At 60.3% G+C, this 21,207-nt stretch carries 18 protein-coding genes and 1 pseudogene; 3 read left to right on the forward strand and 16 right to left on the reverse strand.

Features of this window, described 5'->3' with window-relative positions; all coding sequences use genetic code 11:
* The 5 genes and pseudogenes from AC5I5B_RS23025 to AC5I5B_RS23045 form a co-directional block, all read right to left on the reverse strand.
* A pseudogene (locus AC5I5B_RS23025) lies at positions 1 to 235 on the reverse strand (sugar ABC transporter permease); the annotation flags it as partial.
* Between the two features lie 172 nt (positions 236 to 407).
* A complete protein-coding gene (locus AC5I5B_RS23030) occupies positions 408 to 1,721 on the reverse strand; it encodes an ABC transporter substrate-binding protein (protein WP_495752854.1) in 1,314 nt (437 codons plus the stop codon).
* Positions 1,722 to 1,865: 144 nt separating this feature from the next.
* Positions 1,866 to 2,819 carry a sugar-binding transcriptional regulator gene (locus tag AC5I5B_RS23035; RefSeq protein ID WP_495752855.1) on the reverse strand — a complete coding sequence of 318 codons (954 nt, stop codon included), beginning with the start codon at positions 2,817 to 2,819 and terminating at the stop codon, positions 1,866 to 1,868.
* 290 nt (positions 2,820 to 3,109) lie between these two features.
* Positions 3,110 to 4,960 carry an ABC transporter ATP-binding protein gene (locus AC5I5B_RS23040; RefSeq protein WP_495752856.1) on the reverse strand — a complete coding sequence of 617 codons (1,851 nt, stop codon included), beginning with the start codon at positions 4,958 to 4,960 and terminating at the stop codon, positions 3,110 to 3,112.
* A 48-nt stretch (positions 4,961 to 5,008) separates the two neighbouring features.
* Positions 5,009 to 6,172: a M20 aminoacylase family protein gene (locus AC5I5B_RS23045; protein WP_026363649.1), complete on the reverse strand. Its 1,164-nt coding sequence runs from the start codon at positions 6,170 to 6,172 to the stop codon at positions 5,009 to 5,011.
* Positions 6,173 to 6,477: 305 nt separating this feature from the next.
* Between AC5I5B_RS23045 and AC5I5B_RS23050 the strand changes: the two genes are divergently transcribed.
* From AC5I5B_RS23050 to AC5I5B_RS23060, 3 genes are all read left to right on the forward strand, one after another.
* Positions 6,478 to 8,187: a peptide ABC transporter substrate-binding protein gene (locus tag AC5I5B_RS23050; RefSeq protein ID WP_174054605.1), complete on the forward strand. Its 1,710-nt coding sequence runs from the start codon at positions 6,478 to 6,480 to the stop codon at positions 8,185 to 8,187.
* 76 nt (positions 8,188 to 8,263) lie between these two features.
* Positions 8,264 to 9,274 carry an ABC transporter permease gene (locus tag AC5I5B_RS23055; RefSeq protein ID WP_080867258.1) on the forward strand — a complete coding sequence of 337 codons (1,011 nt, stop codon included), beginning with the start codon at positions 8,264 to 8,266 and terminating at the stop codon, positions 9,272 to 9,274.
* Positions 9,267 to 10,187: an ABC transporter permease gene (locus AC5I5B_RS23060; protein WP_174054604.1), complete on the forward strand. Its 921-nt coding sequence runs from the start codon at positions 9,267 to 9,269 to the stop codon at positions 10,185 to 10,187. The genes AC5I5B_RS23055 and AC5I5B_RS23060 overlap by 8 nt, the downstream gene beginning before the upstream one ends.
* Before the next feature lie 145 nt (positions 10,188 to 10,332).
* Here the strand turns inward: AC5I5B_RS23060 and AC5I5B_RS23065 are convergent, their stop codons facing one another.
* From AC5I5B_RS23065 to AC5I5B_RS23115, 11 genes are all read right to left on the reverse strand, one after another.
* Positions 10,333 to 10,683 carry a ribbon-helix-helix domain-containing protein gene (locus AC5I5B_RS23065; RefSeq protein ID WP_020813240.1) on the reverse strand — a complete coding sequence of 117 codons (351 nt, stop codon included), beginning with the start codon at positions 10,681 to 10,683 and terminating at the stop codon, positions 10,333 to 10,335.
* A 70-nt stretch (positions 10,684 to 10,753) separates the two neighbouring features.
* On the reverse strand, positions 10,754 to 11,320 hold the full coding sequence (locus tag AC5I5B_RS23070) for a DJ-1/PfpI family protein (RefSeq protein WP_162686199.1): 567 nt from the start codon (positions 11,318 to 11,320) through the stop codon (positions 10,754 to 10,756).
* A gap of 97 nt (positions 11,321 to 11,417) precedes the next feature.
* Positions 11,418 to 12,815, reverse strand: a complete 1,398-nt coding sequence (locus AC5I5B_RS23075; RefSeq protein ID WP_174054603.1) for an amidase — start codon at positions 12,813 to 12,815, stop codon at positions 11,418 to 11,420.
* A 53-nt stretch (positions 12,816 to 12,868) separates the two neighbouring features.
* Positions 12,869 to 13,690 carry an ABC transporter permease gene (locus tag AC5I5B_RS23080; protein WP_003504774.1) on the reverse strand — a complete coding sequence of 274 codons (822 nt, stop codon included), beginning with the start codon at positions 13,688 to 13,690 and terminating at the stop codon, positions 12,869 to 12,871.
* Positions 13,687 to 14,637, reverse strand: coding sequence for an ABC transporter permease (locus AC5I5B_RS23085; protein ID WP_087746719.1), 951 nt, complete (start codon positions 14,635 to 14,637; stop codon positions 13,687 to 13,689). The genes AC5I5B_RS23080 and AC5I5B_RS23085 overlap by 4 nt, the downstream gene beginning before the upstream one ends.
* Positions 14,638 to 14,831: 194 nt before the next feature.
* Positions 14,832 to 16,367: an ABC transporter substrate-binding protein gene (locus AC5I5B_RS23090; protein ID WP_080865052.1), complete on the reverse strand. Its 1,536-nt coding sequence runs from the start codon at positions 16,365 to 16,367 to the stop codon at positions 14,832 to 14,834.
* Positions 16,368 to 16,550: 183 nt separating this feature from the next.
* Positions 16,551 to 17,453 (reverse strand): LysR family transcriptional regulator, encoded by a 903-nt coding sequence (locus tag AC5I5B_RS23095; protein WP_035212791.1) that lies wholly within the window; start codon positions 17,451 to 17,453, stop codon positions 16,551 to 16,553.
* 162 nt (positions 17,454 to 17,615) lie between these two features.
* The gene (locus tag AC5I5B_RS23100; RefSeq protein ID WP_099086888.1) at positions 17,616 to 18,365 is read right to left on the reverse strand and encodes an ABC transporter ATP-binding protein; all 750 of its coding nucleotides are present in this window, start codon (positions 18,363 to 18,365) and stop codon (positions 17,616 to 17,618) included.
* Complete coding sequence (locus tag AC5I5B_RS23105) at positions 18,362 to 19,198, reverse strand: ABC transporter ATP-binding protein (protein WP_174054602.1); 837 nt, start codon at positions 19,196 to 19,198, stop codon at positions 18,362 to 18,364. The genes AC5I5B_RS23100 and AC5I5B_RS23105 overlap by 4 nt, the downstream gene beginning before the upstream one ends.
* Positions 19,195 to 20,127 (reverse strand): ABC transporter permease, encoded by a 933-nt coding sequence (locus AC5I5B_RS23110; protein ID WP_003504757.1) that lies wholly within the window; start codon positions 20,125 to 20,127, stop codon positions 19,195 to 19,197. The genes AC5I5B_RS23105 and AC5I5B_RS23110 overlap by 4 nt, the downstream gene beginning before the upstream one ends.
* Positions 20,124 to 21,191, reverse strand: a complete 1,068-nt coding sequence (locus AC5I5B_RS23115) for an ABC transporter permease (protein WP_495752857.1) — start codon at positions 21,189 to 21,191, stop codon at positions 20,124 to 20,126. Before AC5I5B_RS23115 ends, AC5I5B_RS23110 begins: the two co-directional genes overlap by 4 nt.
* Between the last annotated feature and the right edge of the window lie 16 nt (positions 21,192 to 21,207).

Genomic DNA, 21,207 nt, shown 5'->3' on the forward strand with positions numbered 1-21,207 from the left:
CGCCGCCGACGATCAGCAGCGTGTTCCAGATCGACTGGAAGAAGGCCGGATCGGTGTAGAAATACTGGTAATTGAACAGGCCGGCGAAGCTGACATTGGCAGGGTTGAGGAGATTGTAGTTCTGGAACGAAAACCACAGCGTCATCGCCAGGGGCACGATCATCCACACCAGAAGCAGCAGGACCGAAGGCGCTAGCATCACCCGGGCCAGACCGCTCGTGTTTCGTGTTGCCATTGCACTAACCTCCCCATGGGCTCGGGCATCACGAAATGCCCCCGGCATATCCGGAAGAACCGGCTCATTCCAGTTTTGATTTGAAAGGCTTAAAGGCCGCCGCGCAGCTCGCGGCTTGCGCCCCCAAGGTTCGCTGCCCGGCATTGGCGCCGGACAGCGATCTTCAGGAGGATTACTTGATGTAACCGGCGCGGGTCATTTCACGCGTCGCTGTCGACTGGGCGCTGGCAAGCGCATCGTCGACACTGGACTGGCCGGCAACGACCGCCGAGAACAGCTGACCGACCGTGGTGCCGAGCGCCTGGAATTCAGGGATCGCCACGAACTGGCCGCCGGTGTAAGGCACGGGCTTTACGGTCGGCTTGGTGATGTCGGCGGCATCCATCGCAGCAAGCGTCGGCTTGGCGAAGGCGGCTGCTTTTTCATACTCGGCGTTCTTGTAAAGCGAGGTGCGGGTACCCGGAGGCACGTTTGCCCAGCCTTCCTTGGCAGCGACGAGTTGGGTATATTCCTTGCTGGTTGCCCAGGAGATGAACTTCTCGGCGGCATCCGCCTTCTGCGAGCTCTTCGGGATAGCAAGGTTCCATGACCACAACCAGTTGCCGTGGTTCTTCAGTTCGCCATGCGTCGGGAAGAGCGCATAACCGACCTTGTCGGCAACGGTCGAATCCTTCGGGTTTGAAACGAAGGAAGCAGCCACCGTGGCGTCGATCCACATGCCGCATTTGCCCTGCTGGAACAGCGTCAGGTTTTCGTTGAAGCCGTTGGAGGAAGCACCCGACGGACCGGCATCCTTCATCAGATCGACGTAGAACTGAAGAGCACTCTTCCATTCCGGCTGATCGAACTGCGGTTTCCAGTTTTCATCAAACCAGCGGCCACCGAAGGAATTGGTGAGCGCGCTGATGAAGGCCATGTTTTCGCCCCAGCCGGCCTTGCCGCGCAGGCACATGCCGTTGATATCCGCCTTGCGGTCGGTAATCTTGCGGGCCGCATCACCGATGAATTCCCAGGTCGGGTTTTCGGGCATCTTCAGACCGGCTTTTTCGAACAGGTCCTTGCGATACATGATCATGGCGGATTCGCCGTAGAAGGGCGCCGCATAAAGCTTGCCTTCGCTGGAAAGACCGCCACGGATCGCCGGCAGAATGTCATCCACGTCGTATTTGTCGCCAAGCTTCTCGAGCGGCAGCAGCCAGCCCTGCTTGGCCCAGATCGGCACTTCATAATTGCCGATGGTCATGATGTCGTATTGACCGCCATTGGTGGCGATATCGGTCGTCACGCGCTCACGCAGGACGTTTTCCTCAAGCGTGACCCATTCCACCTTGATGTCGGGGTTCTTGGTGGTGAAGTCGGAGGTCAGCCCCTGCATGCGGATCATATCGCCGTTATTAACGGTGGCGATGGTCAGCGTTTCGGCGGAGGCAAGGGTCGAAAAGGCGAGTGCCGAGCATGCGCCCAGCAAAATGGTCTTCAATGTCATATCTTCCTCCCAGAAGAAAAATGATGAGCATTCGCTTTGCTCTAGGGCATTTACTCACCCGCAGAGCAAAAATGTCAAGCGACATCCTGTGCTGCGGCGCACATGGAAAAATCAAGTCTTTGATTTTAATGAATTAATTTTTGCTCAGTGAGTGAGCAAATATTCGCTTGTCACTTCGTCGGTAATGAGGCCGTTCAACAGACCACCCCTCAACGCCGCCAGAATCGAGGCATTTTTGCGCGTGCCCTGCGCCATGCCGATGACCGTGCAGGTCTCTCGTGATGGGATGGGAACGGAGGCGACGCGCTCGTTGACGGAATGGTCGAGAATGTGGCCGTTGGCATCATACATCCAGCCGCAGATTTCGCCGATCGCACCGCTTGCCATCAGGGCCTTCATCTCGTCGACACCGAGAAAACCATCAATGCAGAGCGGTGCATTTTCTCCCAGTTCGCCGACGCCGACGAAGGTGACATTGGCGGCTGCACCCAGCGCCAGCGTTGAGCGCACCATGGACTGGTCGTGCAGCAGTTCCCGCTCTTCCGCAGACGAGCAGAGAACCGGCAGCGGCATCGGAAAATGCCGCGCCTTGATGGCATCGGCCATACTGAAGATGACGTTGTAATAGGCGGCCGATCCATCCGGCCCGATATTGCCTGTCAGTGACACGATGCGGTGCTGCGGACATTCCATCGGCGGCAACTGGTCCACCGCTGCCTTCAGCGTGCGGCCGGTACCGATGGCAAGCACGATGGGATCGGCATTTTTCAGCCAGCGCTCGATTTCCGCCGCCCCCGCCTCGGCGATCCCCACCGTGGAGGAGACACCGGCCGGATCGCTCGGTACCACCTCGATATATTTAAGGTGGAATTTCTCTTTCAGGCGCTCGGCTTTTTCGAGACAGGCGGCGATGGGATGATCGAGCCGGACCTTGATCAGACGCTCGGCGACGGCCAGCGATACCAGCCGCTGCGCCGATTGCCGGGATATGCCCATGGCAGCGGCAATCTCGTCCTGCGTGCGGCCCGCGACATAATAAAGCCAGCCAGCACGCGCCGCATCATCAAGCCGTCCATGTGCGTCGTTCCGTCTGGCCATGCCGCCGCCCTCTAAGAATTATGCTCGAGCATTTGCTGGCATTTTTTTGCGTCGCCTGTCAAACGGGGGTATGCGCGCAAAGGCGACGTGATGCAAACCAGCGAGTGCTAGACGGTGGCTTACCTTGTGGCTGGTGTCACTATTTCTCCGTCATTCCGGCCTTAAGCCGAAATCCAGCCACGGCGCGTCTGCGTCGTGAGAAGAGCCTTTTGCGATCAAAGACTTGATCGCGCTGGACCCCGGATCAAGCCCGGGGTGACGGTGCGGGATTTATCGACCCCACCGACCAATCAAGCCGCTTCCTGCACCAGATGCCCCGCCGAGACCTCACGGTAATGGCGCTGCGGCGGCACGTAATCCACCGGGCGGATCGGGCTTTTGATCTCATCCGTCGCCATATTGCGCCGGATCTGCCGGCGCGCCGGGTCCGGCACCGGAACGGCCGACATCAGCTTTTTCGTATAGGGGTGCTGCGGATTGTCGAAAACCGCCGCACGCGGTCCGATTTCGACGATCTCACCGAGATACATCACCGCCACCCGGTGGCTGACACGCTCCACCACCGCCATGTCATGGCTGATGAACAGGAAAGCGAGGTTTAGGCTCTGCTGCAGGTCGAGCAGCAGGTTGCAGACCTGCGCCTTGATAGACACATCGAGCGCCGACACCGCCTCGTCCGCGACGATGACCTTGGGGTCGAGCATCAGCGAGCGGGCAATGGCGATGCGCTGGCGCTGGCCACCGGAAAATTCATGCGGGAAGCGCCGCATCATATCCGGGTTGAGACCCACTTTCTCCAGAAGATCGGCCGCCTTTTCCCGCGCCTGCTGCTTGGCGCCGAGACGATGTTCAACGAAAGGCTCCATGATTGCCGTGCCGATACTCATGCGCGGATCGAGCGAGGCGAAGGGATCCTGGAAGATCATCTGCACACTGCGGCGCATGGTGCGCAACGTCGTCTTGTCGAGTTTCATCACCTCGTAACCGTCAAGCGTGACATTGCCGGAAGTCGGCTCGATCAGCCGGGTGATCGAGCGCCCGGTGGTGGACTTGCCGCAACCGCTCTCGCCGACCAGCGATAGTGTCTCGCCTTCAGCCAGATCGAAGGAGACCTTTTCCACCGCATGCACGGCGCCGGATTTGCGGCCGAAAAGACCGGAGCGAATATCGAAACGGGTCGTCAGGTCCCTGACCGAGAGAATCGGCGTGCGCGAACCGGAGACCGTATCCTTCACCTCCGCCACCGGCTGGCTCTCGCCGGTCTTGATATCGATGATCGGGAAACGGGCGGGCAGCACCCGAGACCTCATCGAACCGAGTTTCGGCACGGCCGAAAGCAAAGCGCGCGTATAGGGGTGATGGCCGCGATGGAAGATATCGTCGGTAGTGCCGGTTTCCACCACATCGCCGCGGAACATGACGATGGTGCGGTCAGCCACTTCCGCCACCACGCCCATATCATGGGTGATGAACAGGACCGACATGCCCTCCTCTTCCTGCAATTGCTTGATAAGGTCGAGAATCTGGCCCTGAATGGTCACGTCGAGCGCCGTCGTCGGCTCGTCTGCAATCAGGAGCTTCGGCTTCGAGGCAAGCGCCATGGCAATCATCACGCGCTGACGCATGCCGCCGGAAAACTGGTGCGGATAGTCGTCGAAACGGTTCTTCGCATTGGGAATGCGGACTTTTTCCAGAAGCCTGACAACTTCGGCCTTGGCAGCAGATGAGGAAATATCCTGGTGCACGGTCAGCGCTTCGGCGATCTGCTTGCCGATCGGGAAGATCGGATTGAGGCTGGTCATCGGCTCCTGGAAGATCATCGAAATGTCCTTGCCGCGAACCTTGCGCATCTCCTCTTCCGGAAGTGCCAGCAAATCGCGCCCGCCGAGCATAACCTTGCCCTCGATGCGGCTCGTTTTTTTATCGAGAAGCCGCATGATGGAAAGCGAGGTCACGCTCTTGCCCGAGCCGCTTTCGCCGACGATCGCCACCGTTTCGCGCGGTGCAATCTCGAAACTCATATTGCGCACCACGGATTTCCAGCCGTCATCAACGCGGAAGGAGGTGGTGAGATTCTGAACCGAAAGAACCGGGCTTACCGAACCGCCGGTCTGTTCCATTGATGTCGCCGCCAAAAGCATGCCGATCTCCTGAAAAGCAGAAGGCGGCCATGAAGGCCGCCGGATGTCTTATGCAGCAAGTGCGGTTTCGGCCATCGAAACCCAGTAGCTGATGCCGTAAGGCAGGGCCTCGTCGTTGAAATCATAGGCCGCATTGTGCAGCCCGGCCGTGTCGCCGTTACCGATGAAGATGAAGGCGCCGGGGCGGGCTTCCAACATGTAGGAGAAATCTTCCGCACCCATATGCGGGTTGGGATTGGTGTTGACGGCGTTTGCACCGGCAATGCCCATCGCCACACCGGTCGCGAATTCGGTTTCGTCACTGTGGTTGAAGGTGACGGGATATCCGCGGTGATATTTCACCTCCACGCTGGCGCCATGCGCCATTGCCGTGGCGGTGGCCACTTCCTTCAGCCGCTTTTCAGCAAAATCGCGGGTTTCCGGCAGCAGGGTTCTCACTGTGCCCGTCAGCGTCACCGAACCCGGAATGACATTGACCGCCGTGCCGCCATGGGTGGTGGCGACGGTGACGACCAGCGATTTCAACGGGTCTGTCTCGCGCGAGACGATGGATTGCAGCGCGATGATGATATGCGCCGAGGTCAGTACCGGATCGATGGAAAGATGGGGCGCGGCCGCATGGCTGCCTTTGCCGGTGATGACGATTTCGAAACTATCCGCCGCCGCCATGGTGGAACCCTTGCGGATGGCGAATTGCCCGACGGGAATGCCCGGCTCGTTATGCATGCCATAGACCTGCGAAATGCCGAATTTCTCCATCATGCCGTCGTTCAGCATGGCGAGCGCGCCTGCCCCGCCCTCTTCCGCCGGCTGGAAGATGACCGCGACGGAGCCCTTGAAATTACGGGTCTCGGCCAGATATTGCGCCGCCCCCAGAAGCATGGCGGTATGGCCGTCATGGCCGCAGGAATGGGCCTTGCCGGGCGTCTTCGAGGCCCAGGGCTTGCCGCTGGTCTCAAGAATCGGCAGTGCGTCCATGTCGGAGCGGAAACCGATGGTCGGACCATCCCCGTGCCGCCCCTTGATGATGCCGACCACGCCGGTCTTGCCGATGCCGGTCTCGACCACATCGCAGCCGAAGGACTTCAGTTTTTCGGCAACGAATTTCGATGTTTCGAAGACATCATAGAGCAGTTCCGGGTGCTCATGCAGATGGCGTCTCCAGCCGGCAACGTCTTCCTGCATTTCAGCCACACGGTTCAATATCGGCATTCTCTTTATTCCCTTTTTTGTTCCCCGCCGGGTTGTCGGAAAACATATTGCGTTTGGAATTTCTCCTTTTGCAAGTGTGAAATTTGCTGAATGAACGAAAAATAGGCCAGAAGGCGAATGGCTCAAATTTTGTTCATCAATAAGACTTTGGGGCTTGCTTTTCAAAAAAACTGACAATAGCATCATCTGGATCGCATGGATATTACCTAGCAAAGTCAAATGCTTACAATAAAATACCTTGCGCATGACGACAGGAAAAGCGTCAAACATTCAAATAGATAAAATCCAAAAAAGGGGAAAACATAATGAAGAAGCGCAGCATTCTCTTTGCCAGCACGGTGGCGGCGATGGCCTTGGCAGGATCTGCCGCCCATGCCGAACGCGGCAGTGACGGTGAACTGAAAATCCTGTTCTGGCAGGCTGTATCGACACTGAACCCTTATCTTTCCGGCGGCACCAAAGAGATCTACAGCTCGTCCATGGTGATTGAGCCTCTGGCCCGCTACGACGAAAAGGGCGAGCTGGTGCCGATGCTGGTGAGCGAGATTCCGACGGTCGACAATGGCGGCGTCGCGAAGGACCTGCTCAGCATGACGTGGAAGCTGAAAAGCGACATCAAATGGTCCGACGGCACGCCGCTTACCGCTGACGACGTCATCTTCACCTGGAAATATTGCACCGCACCCGACGGCGGCTGCGCGCAGGCGGCGCAATATGAGGGCGTGAAAAACGTCGAGGCCATCGACGCCCATACCGTCAAGATCAGCTTCACTGAACCCAAGCCCTACCCCTACTCGGCATTTGTCGGCGCGCAATCGCCCGTCATCCAGAAGAAGCAGTTCGAAAAATGCGTCGGCGCCGCGGCTCCCGGCTGCACATCCGCCAATTTCGGCCCCATCGGCACCGGCCCCTTTGTGGTCAAGGAGTTCAAGCCGAACGACGTCATCAGCTATGTCGCCAACCCCAATTATCGCGATCCCGCCAAGCCCGCTTTCGCCACGGCGACCCTGAAGGGCGGCGGTGACGCGGCATCCGCTGCGCGTGCCGTGCTTGAAACGGGTGAATTCGACTACGCCTGGAACATGCAGGTGGAGCCGGAAATTCTGGCCACCATGGTGGCCGCCGGCAAGGGCAAGCTGGAAACCGCCTTCGGCACGCAGGTCGAGCGTATCAATCTCAACTGGTACAATGCCGACCCTGCGCTCGGTGACAAGCGCTCCACCAAGGAGGGCGGTCCGCATCCGGCCCTTTCCGACCCGGCCGTGCGCCGTGCACTCTCGCTCGCCATCGATCGCGACATTATCGATGAGACGGGTTATGGCGAGGCGGGCAAGCCGACCTGTAACATCGTGCCGGCCCCGGCGGCTGTCGCTTCGACGAAAAACGACAGCTGGTGCCTGAAGCAGGATTTGGAAGGTGCAAACAAGCTGCTCGACGATGCAGGCTGGGTGAAGGGTTCGGACGGCATCCGCGCCAAGAACGGCGTGAAGCTTTCCTTCCTCTACCAGACCTCCACCAACTCCGTTCGCCAGGCAGCGCAGGAACTGGTGAAGGACATGTGGTCGCAGATCGGCGTTGCGTCCGAACTGCGCAATGTCAGCGCCTCGGTGTTCTTCGGCGGCGATCCGGCAAGCCCGGATACCTTCCAGAAATTTTATGCCGACGTTGAAATGTACACCAACAATTTCGACGGCACCGACCCGGAAAAATACCTGGCGGAATGGCTGTGCGACAAGATCCCCGCCCCCGCAAACGGCTGGCAGGGTCAGAATATTCCGCGTTATTGCAACCCGGAATTCGACAAGCTGGTGGGCGTCCTTTCCAAGACGACCGATTTCGCCAAGCGTGGGGAAATCGCCAAACAGCTGAACGACATGCTGACGGAAGAAGGCGCACATATTCCGCTGATCCACCGTGGCAACGTCTCCTCGCATTCGCTGACACTCGAAGGCGTTCGCATGAATGCCTGGGATTCGGAACTCTGGAACGTCGCGGACTGGTCCCGCAAAAAGTAACACGCAAATGCGCGGTCGCCCCTGAAAGGGCGGCCGCGCTCGTTTTGCGAGACCCTGACGGTCTGGAGACTTTCCGATGTTTACCTTTACGCTCCGGCGGCTTGCCTTTGCCGTACCGACGTTGCTCGTCATCAGCTTCGTCATCTTCGCCCTGCTCGATCTCGCGCCGAACGATCCGACCGGCGACCTGCCGCTGACCATTCCGCCCGAAGTGCGCGAGCAGATCCGCGCCTCCCTCGGCCTCGACCAGCCTTTCTTCATCCGTTACCTGATGTGGCTGCAGCAATTCTTCATCAACGAGCCGCTGAACCTCTTAGAAAAGCTGACCGGCTGGCAGATCGGCGATGGCAGCCGCATGCGTGTGCTGTCCTGGGCAACGCGCAGCCCGGTTGTCGATCTTGTCATCCAGCGCATGCCGCAGACGCTTTGGGTAGTGGGCCTTGCCTATCTTTTCGGCGCGCTTCTGGCGATCCCGATCGGCGTCATTTCCGCCTACAAGCAATATTCGATCTTCGACCAGATCGGCACTTTCGTCTCGATGGTCGGTTATTCGGTTCCCACCTTCTTCACCGGCGTGCTGCTGGTGGTGATCTTCAGCTCTTACCTGCAATGGTTCCCTTCCGTCTACGACACCAATCTGCAGGTGACGGACTGGGGAAGCTTTGTGGCGCAGATCAAACAGATGTTCCTGCCGGTGCTGGTATTGACCCTCTACAATGTCTCGCAGATCAGCCGCTTCGTGCGCGCTTCCATGCTGGACAACCTGCATCAGGACTATGTGCGCACGGCGAGAGCAAAGGGCGTGAAGGAAAAATCCGTGCTGCTCGTTCACGTGCTGCGCAACAGCCTTATCCCGGTCGTCACCGTCATAGCACTTGGCGTGCCGACAATCTTTTCCGGCGCCATCATCACCGAGCAGATTTTCCGTGTGAACGGGCTTGGCCAATTGCTGATAACCGCCGTTCAGGGCGCGGATATTCCGCTGGTGCAGACGCTGACCTTCATTTTTGCGGTGCTGATCGTGCTCTTCAACCTGATTGCCGACGTGCTTTACGGCATTCTCGACCCGAGGATCCGCTATGACTGACGCCAACATTGCAGCGCCGACGGTTGCGGCCACCCCAACACAATCCGCCCTTGCCGATATCTGGAAACAGTTCCGCGTCCACAAGGGCGGGGTGGCCGGGCTTTTTGTCTTCATCTTCATCCTGCTTGCGGTCTATGTCGGCCCCTATATCCACACCGTTGCGCCCAACGCCATAAACGTGAAGGCACGTAACCAGTGGCCGTCGCTGGCGCATCCCTTCGGCACCGATAATCTCGGCAAGGACATGCTGGCGCAGGTTCTGGCCGGTGGGCGCATCTCGCTTGCCGTCGGCATCACTGCCATGCTTTTGGCCCTGTTTCTCGGCACGCTGGTGGGTGTGCTTTCAGGTTATTTCCGGAATCTGGACGGGCCGCTGATGCGGTTGACGGACCTGTTTCTGGCGCTGCCGCTTTTGCCGCTGCTGCTCGTCATCCTGATGCTGTTTCGCGATACGCTGCGCGCCGCCTTCGGGCCGGAAACCGGCATTTTCATCCTGATTGTCTTCGTGATCGGGATCACCAGCTGGATGCATACCGCGCGCATTGTGCGCGGCGATGTGCTGACGATCAAAAGCCAGGAATTCATCATGGCGGCGAAATCGAGCGGCATGCGTGAGTATCGCATCATCCTGCGCCATATCCTGCCGAATGTGCTGAGTTCGATCATGGTCTCGGCCACGCTCGGCATCGCCTCGGCCATCATCACGGAATCGGCGCTGTCTTTCCTCGGCCTCGGTTTCCCGTCGGACTTCCCGACCTGGGGACGGCTGCTGTTCGATGGCGCCAATTTCCTGCAGCTGACGCCCTCGCGTGTGCTGTGGCCGGGACTGGCGATCTCGCTGACGGTTCTGAGCGTCAATTACATTGGCGACGCCGTGCGTGATGCGCTCGACCCGAGGGCGCTGAAGAGCTGAGAAGATATGCGAGAGAGGGGAATCGTGGAACCATTCCCACGTCATCCTCGGGCTTGTCCCGAAGATCTAATCACGTCGAAAAAAACGATACGTCGGCAGATCCTCGGGACAAGCCCGAGGATGACGTCGAGTGTACTGTGACCGCCTAGTGGTAATTCACCTGCTCCGCCTCAAGGATGCTGTCCGCATCCAGTGCCGCAATCGGGATATCGCTGCGCGCCGGAATGTCGCCGGAAAGCTGAAGCGCAAGATAGCGCCCGCAGCAGACCCGCAGGAACGAGGTGAAATTTCCGAGATCATGCCCGGCATCGATCGATTCATTATAAAGCTTGGCGATAAGCTGCACGCTGTTCATGCCATCCCGCCGCGCGATCTCGTCCAGCGTCGTCCAGAAGAAATTCTCGAGCCGGACGCTGGTGACCATGCCATCGATCCTCAGCGACCGCGTATGGCTTTCCCAAAGCGCCGGGTCTGCCTTGATGAAAAGCTTGCACATGGTTTCCTCCCTCACCACGTCTGAAAGATAGGCGGAAAACGGGGCCGGAAAAAGCCCCGTTTCGCAGGTCTTATTTGCCGAGCACCGCCATGAATTGCGAAAGCCATGCCGGATGTGCCGGCCATGCAGGGGCGGTCACCAGCTTGCCATCGGTCACCGCCGCATCGATGGCGATATCGGCATAGGTGCCGCCGGCAAGCTCGACCTCGGGACGGCAGGCCGGATAGGCCGAGCAGGTGCGGCCCTTCAAAACACCAGCAGCCGCGAGCAGTTGCGCACCGTGGCAGACGGCCGCCACCGGCTTGTCAGCCTCGAAAAAATGTTTCACCGCCGCAAGCACATCCGCATTAAGCCGCAGATATTCCGGCGCGCGGCCGCCGGGAATGACCAGCGCATCATAATCCGCAACCTTGATATCGGCGAAGGTGGCGTTGAGCGCGAAATTATGGCCGCGTTTTTCCGAATAGGTCTGGTCGCCCTCGAAATCATGGATGGCCGTAGCGATGGTCTGGCCCGCTTTCTTGCCGGGGCAGACGGCATGGACCGTGTGGCCGACAGCGAGCAACGTCTGGAACGGCACCATGGTCTCGTAATCCTCGGCGAAATCGCCGGCGATCATCAAAATCTTCTTCGGCATGTTTGCTCCTCCCGTTTTCGAATGCCTTTGGGCAACCTAACAGGCCGGGCGCGGATGCGGGTATTATGGCAATACTACATGGTCGATAAAGGCGCGGTCAGCCACCCTGCGGCGGCTCCGGCCAGCGACGCACACCGCCGCCCCAGGTCTCAAAGGCTCTGGAAAGCTTCAGCACGAACAGATCTTCGTAACGCGGGCCGACGATCTGCAGGCCGATCGGCATGCCCGATTTCGAGAAACCGCAATTGATCGAGGATGCCGGCTGTTCGGACATGTTCCACGGCACGGTGAAGGCGATATGTTCAAAGGGCCGTGCGGGATCATTGGTGGGCGAGGCCCAGTCAGCCGGATAGGAGACGATGGGATTGACGGGTGAAATCACCACATCAACCGACTGCATCAACCGCCCGCAGAGCTTACGCATTTCCATGGTCTGGTTGAAACCGAAAACGGCGCGTGCGCCGGAGACATCAGCGCCCTTTTCCGCCCATTCGTGAATATAGGGAAGAATTGCGGCGCGGCGCTCCGCGCTCAGCGCCGCCATATCGCCCCAGAACTTCGCCCGCCAGAAATCATCCAGCCCGTCCAGCATCTCCCGCGTCAGCACCGGCTCGACCGGAATGACAGTGGCGCCTGCCTCTTCGAACAGTTTGGTGGCGGAGAGCACGGCATCGCGCACCTCTTCTTCCAGCGGCAGGCCGCAGCCGGCATCCAGCATCAGGCCGATCTTCAGGCCCTTCACATTAATGTCGAGGTCCATCCAGTTGATATCGTTGGGCGGCAGCGCGGTGCCATCGCGCCAGTCGGGTCGCGAAAGCGTCGCCATGGCATAGGCGGCATCGATTACGGTCCGGGTCATCGGCCCGGCGCAGCGGCCGGTATAATAGGGATCGACGGGTATGCGGCCCTGGCTGGGCTTGAAGCCGAACAGCCCTGTCCACCCCGCCGGTAGGCGCACCGAGCCGCCAATATCCGTGCCGATATGCAGCGTGCCATAACCAGCGGCCCCGGCCGAGGCCGCACCGGCGCTGGAGCCGCCGGGGTTCTGTGTCGGGTCCCAAGGATTGCGGCTGAGCTTGTGAAAACTGGAAAGGCCGGAGGAGAGCATGCCGTAATCCGGGCAGGTCGTCTTGGCGTAAAGGATCGCGCCATCCTCGCGGCAGCGGGCGGCCACCGGCGCATCTTCAACCGCAGGCACCAGTTCTACCGCTTTGGTGCCAAGCGGAACGGGATGGCCTTTCGTGGCGATCAATTCCTTGAGCGAGACCGGAATTCCATCAAGGGGCCCGAGCGTTTCACCCTTTTGCCAGCGCTCCGTCGAGGCCAGCGCCTGCCGGCGTGCATCCTCCGGATCATAGGCGTAAAGCGCGTTCACGACCGGCTCGAATGCATCGATACGCGCCTCCACCGCCTGCCAATATTCCGATGGCGAAAGCCTCTTACCCCGGTAAAGCGACAGGATTTCGAGCGTGTTGAGGTCTATGAGATCGGTCATGGCATCGTCTCGTCAGAAAAACAGGAAATATGGGCGACAGCTTTCTTGAGCGGTCAGCTAGTATCGCGCGGGTCCAGCAGATCGCGCAGGCCATCGCCGAGAAGATTGAGGCCGAAGACGGCGAGCGCAATCGCAAGGCCGGGCATGATGGCGAGCCACGGCGCTGTGCCGAGATAGGTCTGCGCATCCGCGAGCATTCGCCCCCAGGTGGCGGCGGGCGGCGGCATGCCGAGACCGAGGAAGGAAAGTCCTGCTTCCGTCAATATCGCAAGGCCGAGCTGGATCGTCACCTGCACGATGATCTGGTTGGAAATATTCGGCACGATATGGAAAAGCGTGATCCGGGCACGGTTCTGGCCGATGCTGGTGGCGGCGGTGACATATTCCCGCGACCATATCTGCAGCGCCGCCCCCAGCGTCAGCCGGGCGAAGACCGGCACCATGAAGGTGGCGATGGCGATGATGGCGGTGAAGCGCCCCGTGCCGATGAAGGCGCCGAGCATCATGGCCGACAGGATCGGCGGCACCGCAAAGATGATATCGCAGACGCGCATGACCACGGTTTCGGTGAAACCGCGCAGCGCCGCGACCGCAACGCCGATGGCCGTGCCGATAGATGCGCCGATGGCGACGGCGGCGATGGAGGTGGACAGCGAGTTCCACGCACCCGCCATCAGCATGGACAACACGTCGCGGCCGAAATGATCCGTACCGAGGCCGCCATAGACGAATGGCGATTTCAGCTTCTGGACGATCTGCATCTTTGTGGGGGATACCGGTGTCCAGACCAGCGACAACAGGGCGACTGCGACCAGAAAGATCGTAACGGCGATGCCGACGGCAAAGGCAGGGCGGCGGCGGATCAATCGCATCATCGCGCACCTGCCCGCAGTCTGGGGTCGATGAGGAGATAGGCGATATCGACCACGAAATTCATGATGATCACGAGCGCCGAAAAGAACAGCACGACGGATTGCATGACGACGATATCGCGCTGGGTCAGCGCCTGATAGGCAAGCCGCCCAAGGCCCGGAAGATTGAAGACATTCTCGACAAGCACCGCGCCTGCGATAAGGAAGGTGAATTGCAGGCCGATCATGGTGACAACAGGGATCATCGCGTTCGGCACCGCATGCCGCCACAGCGCCACCCGCTCGCTCAAACCCTTGGCGCGGGCGGTGCGCACGAAATCCTCGTTCATCACTTCAAGCACGGCGGAACGGCAGACGCGGGTGAGAACGCCGGCCTGCGACAGCGCCAGCGCGACCGCCGGAAGGATGAGCGCCATAAGACCCGCTGAAAAACTCGGCGTCCAGCCGGGAAATCCGCCCGCCGGCATCCAGCCGAGCGTGGTGGAAAAGACGATGATGAGCAGCAGCCCGACCCAGAAACCGGGCACGGCGATGCCCACATGGGAAAACAGCCCGGCCACAAAATCCAGCGCTCCGTTACGGTTCCGCGCCGCCGCCACGCCGAGTGGAATGGCGATGGCGACAGACAGGCAGACTGCCAGCAGCGCAAGCGGCAGGGTGACGGCCAGCCGCTCGAGGATCAGCCCCGCCACCGGCACGCCATAGGTATAGGATTGCCCGAGATCGCCCTGAAACACGCCGGCGAGCCAATGGAGATAACGCAGCGGCAGCGGCTGATCGAGACCCATCTGCTTCTGCAGTGCAGCGAGCGTATCCGGACTGGCGGACGTGCCAAGCATGATCGCCGCCGGATCGCCCGGCAGCAGGCCCATGACGACATAGATGATGAGGGAAACGGCAAACAGCGTGATGACGAGGCTGACGAGACGCCGGATGAGGACGGCTAACATCTGGCACCTTCTCCTTGCTTTGTTTCACCTGTGGTCGAGCGTCCAGTCACCTCTCTCCCGTCATTCCGGCCCCGAGCCGGAATCCAGCCGGCGCGCGTCTGCGCGGCGGAGAGAGCCCTTTCAGCCGAAGGACTTGGGCTGGCTGGATGCCGGATCAAGTCCGGCATGACGGAAGAAACCGGTATCGACAAACGTCACTCTTCCCAATGCACATCCGTCAGCACATTCGAGGGAATGGGTTCGTTTTCCCAAAGCCCCTTCACCTTCTTGTCCCACACGCCGAGCTTCGGCATGACGAAAAGGTAAAGTGCCGGCACATCTTCTGCGAGGATTTTCTGGGCGTCGCCGTAAAGCGCTTCCTGCTGGGCCGCATCCGCCGTCTTTTCAACGTTGCCGACGACCTCGTTGAAGGCCGGGTTCCTGTAATTGAAATAATAGGGATCGCGCGCATAGATATCGATATCCATCGGCTCCGCATGGGCAACGATGGTCATGTCGTAATCCGCGCCCTTCAAGACATCCGCCACCCATTTCGCCGGAAATTCGGTCGTCTCGATGGTCATCGTCACGCCGATTTCGGCAAACATCGCCTGCAGGATTTGCGAGGTCCGCTGGGCATAGGCCATCTGCGGCGCCTTGATGGTGAAGCTGAACCCGTCAGGATAACCCGCTTCGGCAAGCAGCGCCCTCGCCTTGTCGACATCGTAGGGGTGCACTCCTGTCGTATCGATGTAACCGCGGTCATTCGGGGTGTAATGGCTGCCGATGGCCGTGCCGAAGCCGGACCATGCGCCTTCGATGACGGTGCCGCGATCCACCGCCATCATCAGCGCCTGGCGCACGCGCTTGTCATCAAAGGGCTTGCGGGCGTTGTTCATGCCGGCCACGACCTTCAGTTCGGTATTGCCGACGAAGGTGCCAAGGCGTTTGTCGCCCTCAAAGGAGGTCATCAGCTCCGGCGCGCCGAATTCCGGAAAGGCATCGATATCGCCTGACTTCAGCGCCGCCGCCTGCGCCTGCGGGTCGGAGACGAAACGGAAGGTCGCCTTGTCCAGCTTGACCGCCACGGCCTTGTCCCAATAGCCGTCGTTCTTCTGCAGCTCGACCCTGTCGCCCTTGGCCCAGTTCACGAATTTGAACGGGCCGGTGCCGACGGGCGTGGTGCGGTTATTCTCAGCGCTTTTCGGCGCCACCATCACGGATGCCGGCCAGCCGAGCCAGTAAAGAAGGCTGCCGGCCGGCTGCTTCAGCTTCAGCACCAGCGTTGCGGCATCCGGGGTCTCGATACTGTCGATGGCGGCGAAGAAGCGCTTCTGCGGATTGACCGAGCTTTCGCCGCGCGCCCGATCCAGCGAAAATTTCGCAACGGAGGAATCGAAGGCCTCGCCGTCATGGAAGGTGACGCCCTTGCGCAGCTTGAATGTATAGGTCTTGCCATCAGGGGAAATTTCCCAGCTTTCGGCAAGCTGCGGCCTAACCTTGCCTTCGCGGTCGATCGTCACCAGACCTTCGAAGATATTCTGCCAGGTGACCTGGCCGATGGCGACGGGGGCGGCAATGGTCGGATCGAGCCCGGCGGGCTCGACGGCCATGCCAAGCGTCAGCGCGGTTTTCGGCGCGGCATCCGCCGCCGTTATCGAAAGCGGCAGCCAAAGCGCCGTGCCCAGTGCGAGGCTCAGCGCGGCGCGGCGCGAAAGCGTTGCCGCCTGCGAAAGATAAATGCGTGGCATCATTGTCCCCTGTCTGGCGGCCGGGGCATTTTTGCCCTTCCAAAGACCACCCGTTGCAAAAAGAGTGTCATGTTGCAGGCGCACACACAATCTCGATTTTTGTGTGCTCCGTGTAGCTGAAATGGCTACACGGAAATGCGGATGGAAATCAACCTTCCGGGCGGAAAGGCCAAACCGTCTCGCTTATCCCGCCGTCGCCTCGCGCATGAAGCGCTCGATGAAATCGGCAAGCTTGGAGGCGGCGAAGGACAATTGCCGGTCGGGAGCAACACAGAGATCGATCTGGGTGTGGATGCCCTTCTTGCCGGAGAGCGGAACGGCGACCATCTGGCCGCTGCGGATTTCACGCGCCACCGAAAGCGCCGGCAACAGCGTGGCGGCGGCATGGCCCAGCACCAGTTCCTTCAGCATTTCCAGCGAGCTGGTGATGAAGACAGGGTCAAGTTCGATGCCCGCATCGGCAAACAGCGTATCGAAGGCCTGACGCGCGGCAAAACTCTTGTCCGGCAGCGCAAGCGGCAGGCCCGCCAGTTCCTTCAGCGAGACTTCCGGCTGGGCGGCGAGCGCGTGGCCAGCGGGGAAGATGACATCATAACTGATGCGGGTGCGCGAACGCACCTTGACGCCTGATAGTTTTGGCGCAAACAGGCTGACGACAAGGTCCGCTTCCGCCGCACCCAGCGCCTCCATCGCCTGCCGGGCGCTGGTAATATGCACCTCGAAACGCAGTTTTGGATATTTCAGGCTGAACTGCGCCAGCACCGGCGCCAGAAGGTTCGCCACCGTAGCGCCATTGGCATAGACCGTGACCCGGCCGCGCTGCAGGCCTTTGAGATCGTCTATCAGCTGGTGCACATGGTCGAGTTCGCGCAGCGTCTTGCCGGCGCGGGCGGCGAGCAGCTCCCCCGCTGCCGTCAACTTCACGCCCCTGCTGGAGCGCTCCACCAGCGGCGAACCGAAATAATATTCGAGGTTTTCAATCTGCCGGCTCACCGCCGTCGGCGCGACATTCAGGTTCTCCGCCGCAGCGCGCATGGAATTTGTGCGGACGAGTTCGTCGAAATACATCAAGGCGCGCAATTGCATGGGGTGGGTACCTGTTGCGGAAATGCCGGTGTGGCGGTTCACCATATCATCGCAGCGCGATGAGAGAATACTTCGCCCGGGAAGATCACCTGTGGAACGAAAGCGCGCCGCCTGTTTCTTCTCCCAGGCGGGGAGAAGAAACAGGCCGCACCGTCTCGCCAATCAAACGCGCTTGAAACCCTCGCTCGCCACCAGCAGCTGGCGGGTATAATCCGCGCTGAATTCCCGGCTTTCCAGCGCCTCTGCTTCCAGCATTTCCACCACCTTGCCGCTCTTCATCACCGCCAGGCGATCGCACATATGGCTGATGACACCGAGATCGTGGCTGACCATGACGAAGGTAAGGTTACGATCCTTGCGGGCCTGTTCGAGCAGATTGAGGATTTCCGCCTGAATGGAAGCGTCGAGCGCCGAGGTCGGCTCATCCAGCAGCAGGATTTTCGGCTCGACGATCAGCGCACGGGCAATGGCGATACGCTGGCGCTGGCCGCCGGAAAGCTGGTGCGAATAGCGAAAGCGGAAACCGGAACCGAGGCCGACTTCATCCAGCGCGCGGGCAATACGCTCTTCGCGATTGTCGAGACCGTGGATGACCAGCGGTTCGAGCAGCAGCGCATCCACCGTCTGGCGCGGGTGGAGGGAACCGTAAGGGTCCTGAAACACCATCTGCACATCGCTGTAGAAGCTCTTGTCACGGTGTTTGCCCGAATAGGAGCGCCCGGCCACCATCAACGAACCTTCGTCGAAATGGTTGAGGCCGGCAATGGCGCGCAGCAGGGTCGACTTGCCGGAACCGGATTCGCCGACGATGCCGAAGGATTCACCCTCGGCCACATCGATGCTGACGCTGTCGAGCGCGATGTAACCGTCGAAATCGACCACCATGTCTCTGATAGAAAGAACTGTGCTCATGCGCGCCACTCCGGCTTGCGTTCCAGAACCGGCAGCGGATGCCGGTGGCCGCCAATTTCCGGCAGGCAGTTCAAAAGCCCCTGCGTATAGGGGTGTTTCGCTTCCTTCAGATTGGCGGAAGAAAGCTCTTCCACCACCTTGCCCGCATACATGACGAGAACGCGGTCACAGAAGGAGGAGACGAGCCTCAGATCATGACTGACGAAGATCAGCCCCATGCCACGATCGCGCACCAGCTTGTCGAGAATGTCGAGCACTTCGAGCTGCACCGTGACGTCGAGCGCCGAGGTGGGTTCGTCGGCGATCAACAGTTCCGGGCCGCAGACCAGCATCATGGCAATCATGACGCGCTGGCCCATACCGCCGGAGACCTCATGCGGATAGAGATCGAAGACGCGCTCGGGATCGCGGATCTGCACCGCTTCGAGCATGGCAAGCGTGCGCTGGCGCGCCTCGCTGCCGCCGATCTTTTCATGGGTGCGCAAGGTTTCCATGATCTGACGGCCGATGGTCATGACCGGGTTCAGCGAATATTTCGGGTCCTGCAGGATCATGGCCATGCGCTTGCCGCGCATGATCCGCCGCTCCTTTGCGGACGCCTTGAGCAGGTCGATATCGCCGAAACGGAGCGCATCGGCCTCGATGCGCGCGCTTTTCGGCGTCAGCCCCATGATGGCGCGGCCCGTCTGCGACTTGCCGGAGCCGGATTCGCCGACGATGCCGAGGCGTTCGCGCCCAAGCGTGAAGGACACACCGCGCACCGCCTCCACCAGCCCGGTGCGAGTGGGGAAAGAAACGCGCAGGTTCTGAACGGTCAGAAACGGCGCACTCATTGGCCCGCCTCCTTGGGATCAAGCGCATCGCGCAACCCATCACCCAGCAGGTTGAAACCGAGGCTGACGATGAGGATCGCCACGCCGGGCATGGCCGCAACCCACCATTGGTCGAGGATGAAACGACGCCCCGAAGCGATCATCGCGCCCCATTCCGGCAACGGCGGCTGCGCGCCAAGGCCTAGGAAGCCGAGACCTGCGGCGGTGAGGATGATGCCCGCCATATCGAGCGTGACGCGCACGATGAGCGACGACATGCAAAGCGGCATGACGTGTTTCAGGACGATGCGGAAGGGCGAGGCCCCCATGAGCTTCACCGCCGCGATGAAATCGGAATTGCGGAAGGTCATGGTTTCAGCGCGCGCGATACGCGCATAGGGCGGCCATGAGGTGACCGCGATGGCGAGCACCGCGTTTTCAATGCCCGGCCCCAGTGCGGCCACCAGCGCCAGCGCCAGAACCAGCTTCGGAAAGGCCAGAAAGATATCGGTGATGCGCATCAGAACGGCATCCACCCAGCCGCCGGCATAACCCGAGACGGTGCCGACGATGAGCCCGATGGGCGCCGCGATGATGGCCACCAGCAGCACCACGAACAGGGTCAGCCGCGAACCGTGGATGAGGCGCGAGAGAATATCGCGCCCCTGGTCGTCGGTGCCGAGCAGATAACCGGCAGTGCCGGGCGGCAGAAGCCGGGCATTGCGCAGATCGCCCTGCACCGGATTATGCGGCGCCAGCACATTGGCAAACAGCGCGACGAACAGCAGCGCAACAATGATGCCGAGGCCGAGCAACGCCAGCCGGTTTTCCGAAAACCGCCGCCAGATGACATAAGCACGGCCAAGACGCGCCTGCTTGCGCGAGGCCGGCCGGTCGGAGAGCAGCCATTCGCGGCTATAGGGTTTGAGTGTGTCGGTCGAAATCGTCATCGGCTGCGCGTCCTTGGGTCGAGCGTCCGGTAAAGCAGATCGGAAAAGAGATTGATGCCGACGAAGATGGCGCCAATCACGATCGTGCCGCCGAGAACGGCATTCATATCCGCATTCTGCAGGGAATTGGTGATGTAGAGGCCAAGGCCCGGCCAGGCAAAGATGGTTTCAGTCAGCACCGAACCTTCCAAGAGACCGGCATAGGAGAGCGCAATCACCGTCACCAGCGGCACGGCGGCATTACGCAGCGCGTGGAACCAGATGATGCGGGTTTCCGAAAGCCCCTTGGCGCGGGCCGCAACGATATATTCCTGGGCGAGCTCGTTCAACATGAAGGAACGCGTCATGCGGCTGATATAGGCCAGCGAAAAATAGCCGAGCAGAGAGGCCGGCAGGATGATGTGGCGGAAAAGATCCCACAACACGTCCCATTGCCTTTGCCAGATCGCGTCGATCAGGAAAAAGCCCGTGATCGGTGTGAAGGTGAATTCATAGACGATATCCATTCGGCCGGGATAGGCGACCCATTGCAGCCGGGCGTAAAACACCAGCAGCGCCAGAAGCCCGAGCCAGAAGATCGGCACGGAATAACCGATAAGACCGATGACCCGCACCACCTGATCGGCAAAGCTGCCGCGCTTGACGGCAGCGAGAACACCGAGCGGAATGCCGAAGACGGCGCCGATGATCGTTCCGATCGTGGCAAGCTCGATCGTCGCCGGGAACACCCGCTTGATATCCTCCATCACCGGATTGGTGGTGAGGACGGAGGTGCCGAAATCGCCAGACAGCGCCTGCTTCAGATAAAGGAAGAACTGCTGCCAGAGCGGCAGGTTGAGGCCGAGCTGCTCACGCACGCGTTCGACCACATGCGCAGGCGCGCGGTCGCCGACGATCGCCAATGCGGGATCGATCGGCACCACACGGCCAATGAAGAATGTGACCGCCATCAGCCCCAGAAAGGTGGTGATGACGGTGACGGCGAAGCCGAGAACGACTTTCACACGGGCGTTGGCACGGCGTTTGCCCTGCCTCGCCCGGCTGTTCGTTTCAACGATGCTCAAGCGACCGATCCTTCCG

The organism is Agrobacterium sp. (assembly GCF_059499945.1).

Excerpts from the sequence above, each read along its gene's own strand:
- AC5I5B_RS23095 (WP_035212791.1), bottom strand. The coding sequence starts at position 17,453 with ATGCAATTGCGCGCCTTGATGTATTTCGACGAACTCGTCCGCACAAAT.
- AC5I5B_RS23040 (WP_495752856.1), bottom strand. The coding sequence starts at position 4,960 with ATGCTTTTGGCGGCGACATCAATGGAACAGACCGGCGGTTCGGTAAGC.
- AC5I5B_RS23035 (WP_495752855.1), bottom strand. The coding sequence starts at position 2,819 with ATGGCCAGACGGAACGACGCACATGGACGGCTTGATGATGCGGCGCGT.
- AC5I5B_RS23100 (WP_099086888.1), bottom strand. The coding sequence starts at position 18,365 with ATGAGCACAGTTCTTTCTATCAGAGACATGGTGGTCGATTTCGACGGT.
- AC5I5B_RS23110 (WP_003504757.1), bottom strand. The coding sequence starts at position 20,127 with ATGACGATTTCGACCGACACACTCAAACCCTATAGCCGCGAATGGCTG.
- AC5I5B_RS23055 (WP_080867258.1), top strand. The coding sequence starts at position 8,264 with ATGTTTACCTTTACGCTCCGGCGGCTTGCCTTTGCCGTACCGACGTTG.
- AC5I5B_RS23090 (WP_080865052.1), bottom strand. The coding sequence starts at position 16,367 with ATGCCACGCATTTATCTTTCGCAGGCGGCAACGCTTTCGCGCCGCGCC.
- AC5I5B_RS23065 (WP_020813240.1), bottom strand. The coding sequence starts at position 10,683 with ATGTGCAAGCTTTTCATCAAGGCAGACCCGGCGCTTTGGGAAAGCCAT.
- AC5I5B_RS23080 (WP_003504774.1), bottom strand. The coding sequence starts at position 13,690 with ATGATGCGATTGATCCGCCGCCGCCCTGCCTTTGCCGTCGGCATCGCC.
- AC5I5B_RS23050 (WP_174054605.1), top strand. The coding sequence starts at position 6,478 with ATGAAGAAGCGCAGCATTCTCTTTGCCAGCACGGTGGCGGCGATGGCC.
- AC5I5B_RS23060 (WP_174054604.1), top strand. The coding sequence starts at position 9,267 with ATGACTGACGCCAACATTGCAGCGCCGACGGTTGCGGCCACCCCAACA.
- AC5I5B_RS23070 (WP_162686199.1), bottom strand. The coding sequence starts at position 11,320 with ATGCCGAAGAAGATTTTGATGATCGCCGGCGATTTCGCCGAGGATTAC.
- AC5I5B_RS23030 (WP_495752854.1), bottom strand. The coding sequence starts at position 1,721 with ATGACATTGAAGACCATTTTGCTGGGCGCATGCTCGGCACTCGCCTTT.
- AC5I5B_RS23075 (WP_174054603.1), bottom strand. The coding sequence starts at position 12,815 with ATGACCGATCTCATAGACCTCAACACGCTCGAAATCCTGTCGCTTTAC.
- AC5I5B_RS23105 (WP_174054602.1), bottom strand. The coding sequence starts at position 19,198 with ATGAGTGCGCCGTTTCTGACCGTTCAGAACCTGCGCGTTTCTTTCCCC.
- AC5I5B_RS23085 (WP_087746719.1), bottom strand. The coding sequence starts at position 14,637 with ATGTTAGCCGTCCTCATCCGGCGTCTCGTCAGCCTCGTCATCACGCTG.
- AC5I5B_RS23045 (WP_026363649.1), bottom strand. The coding sequence starts at position 6,172 with ATGCCGATATTGAACCGTGTGGCTGAAATGCAGGAAGACGTTGCCGGC.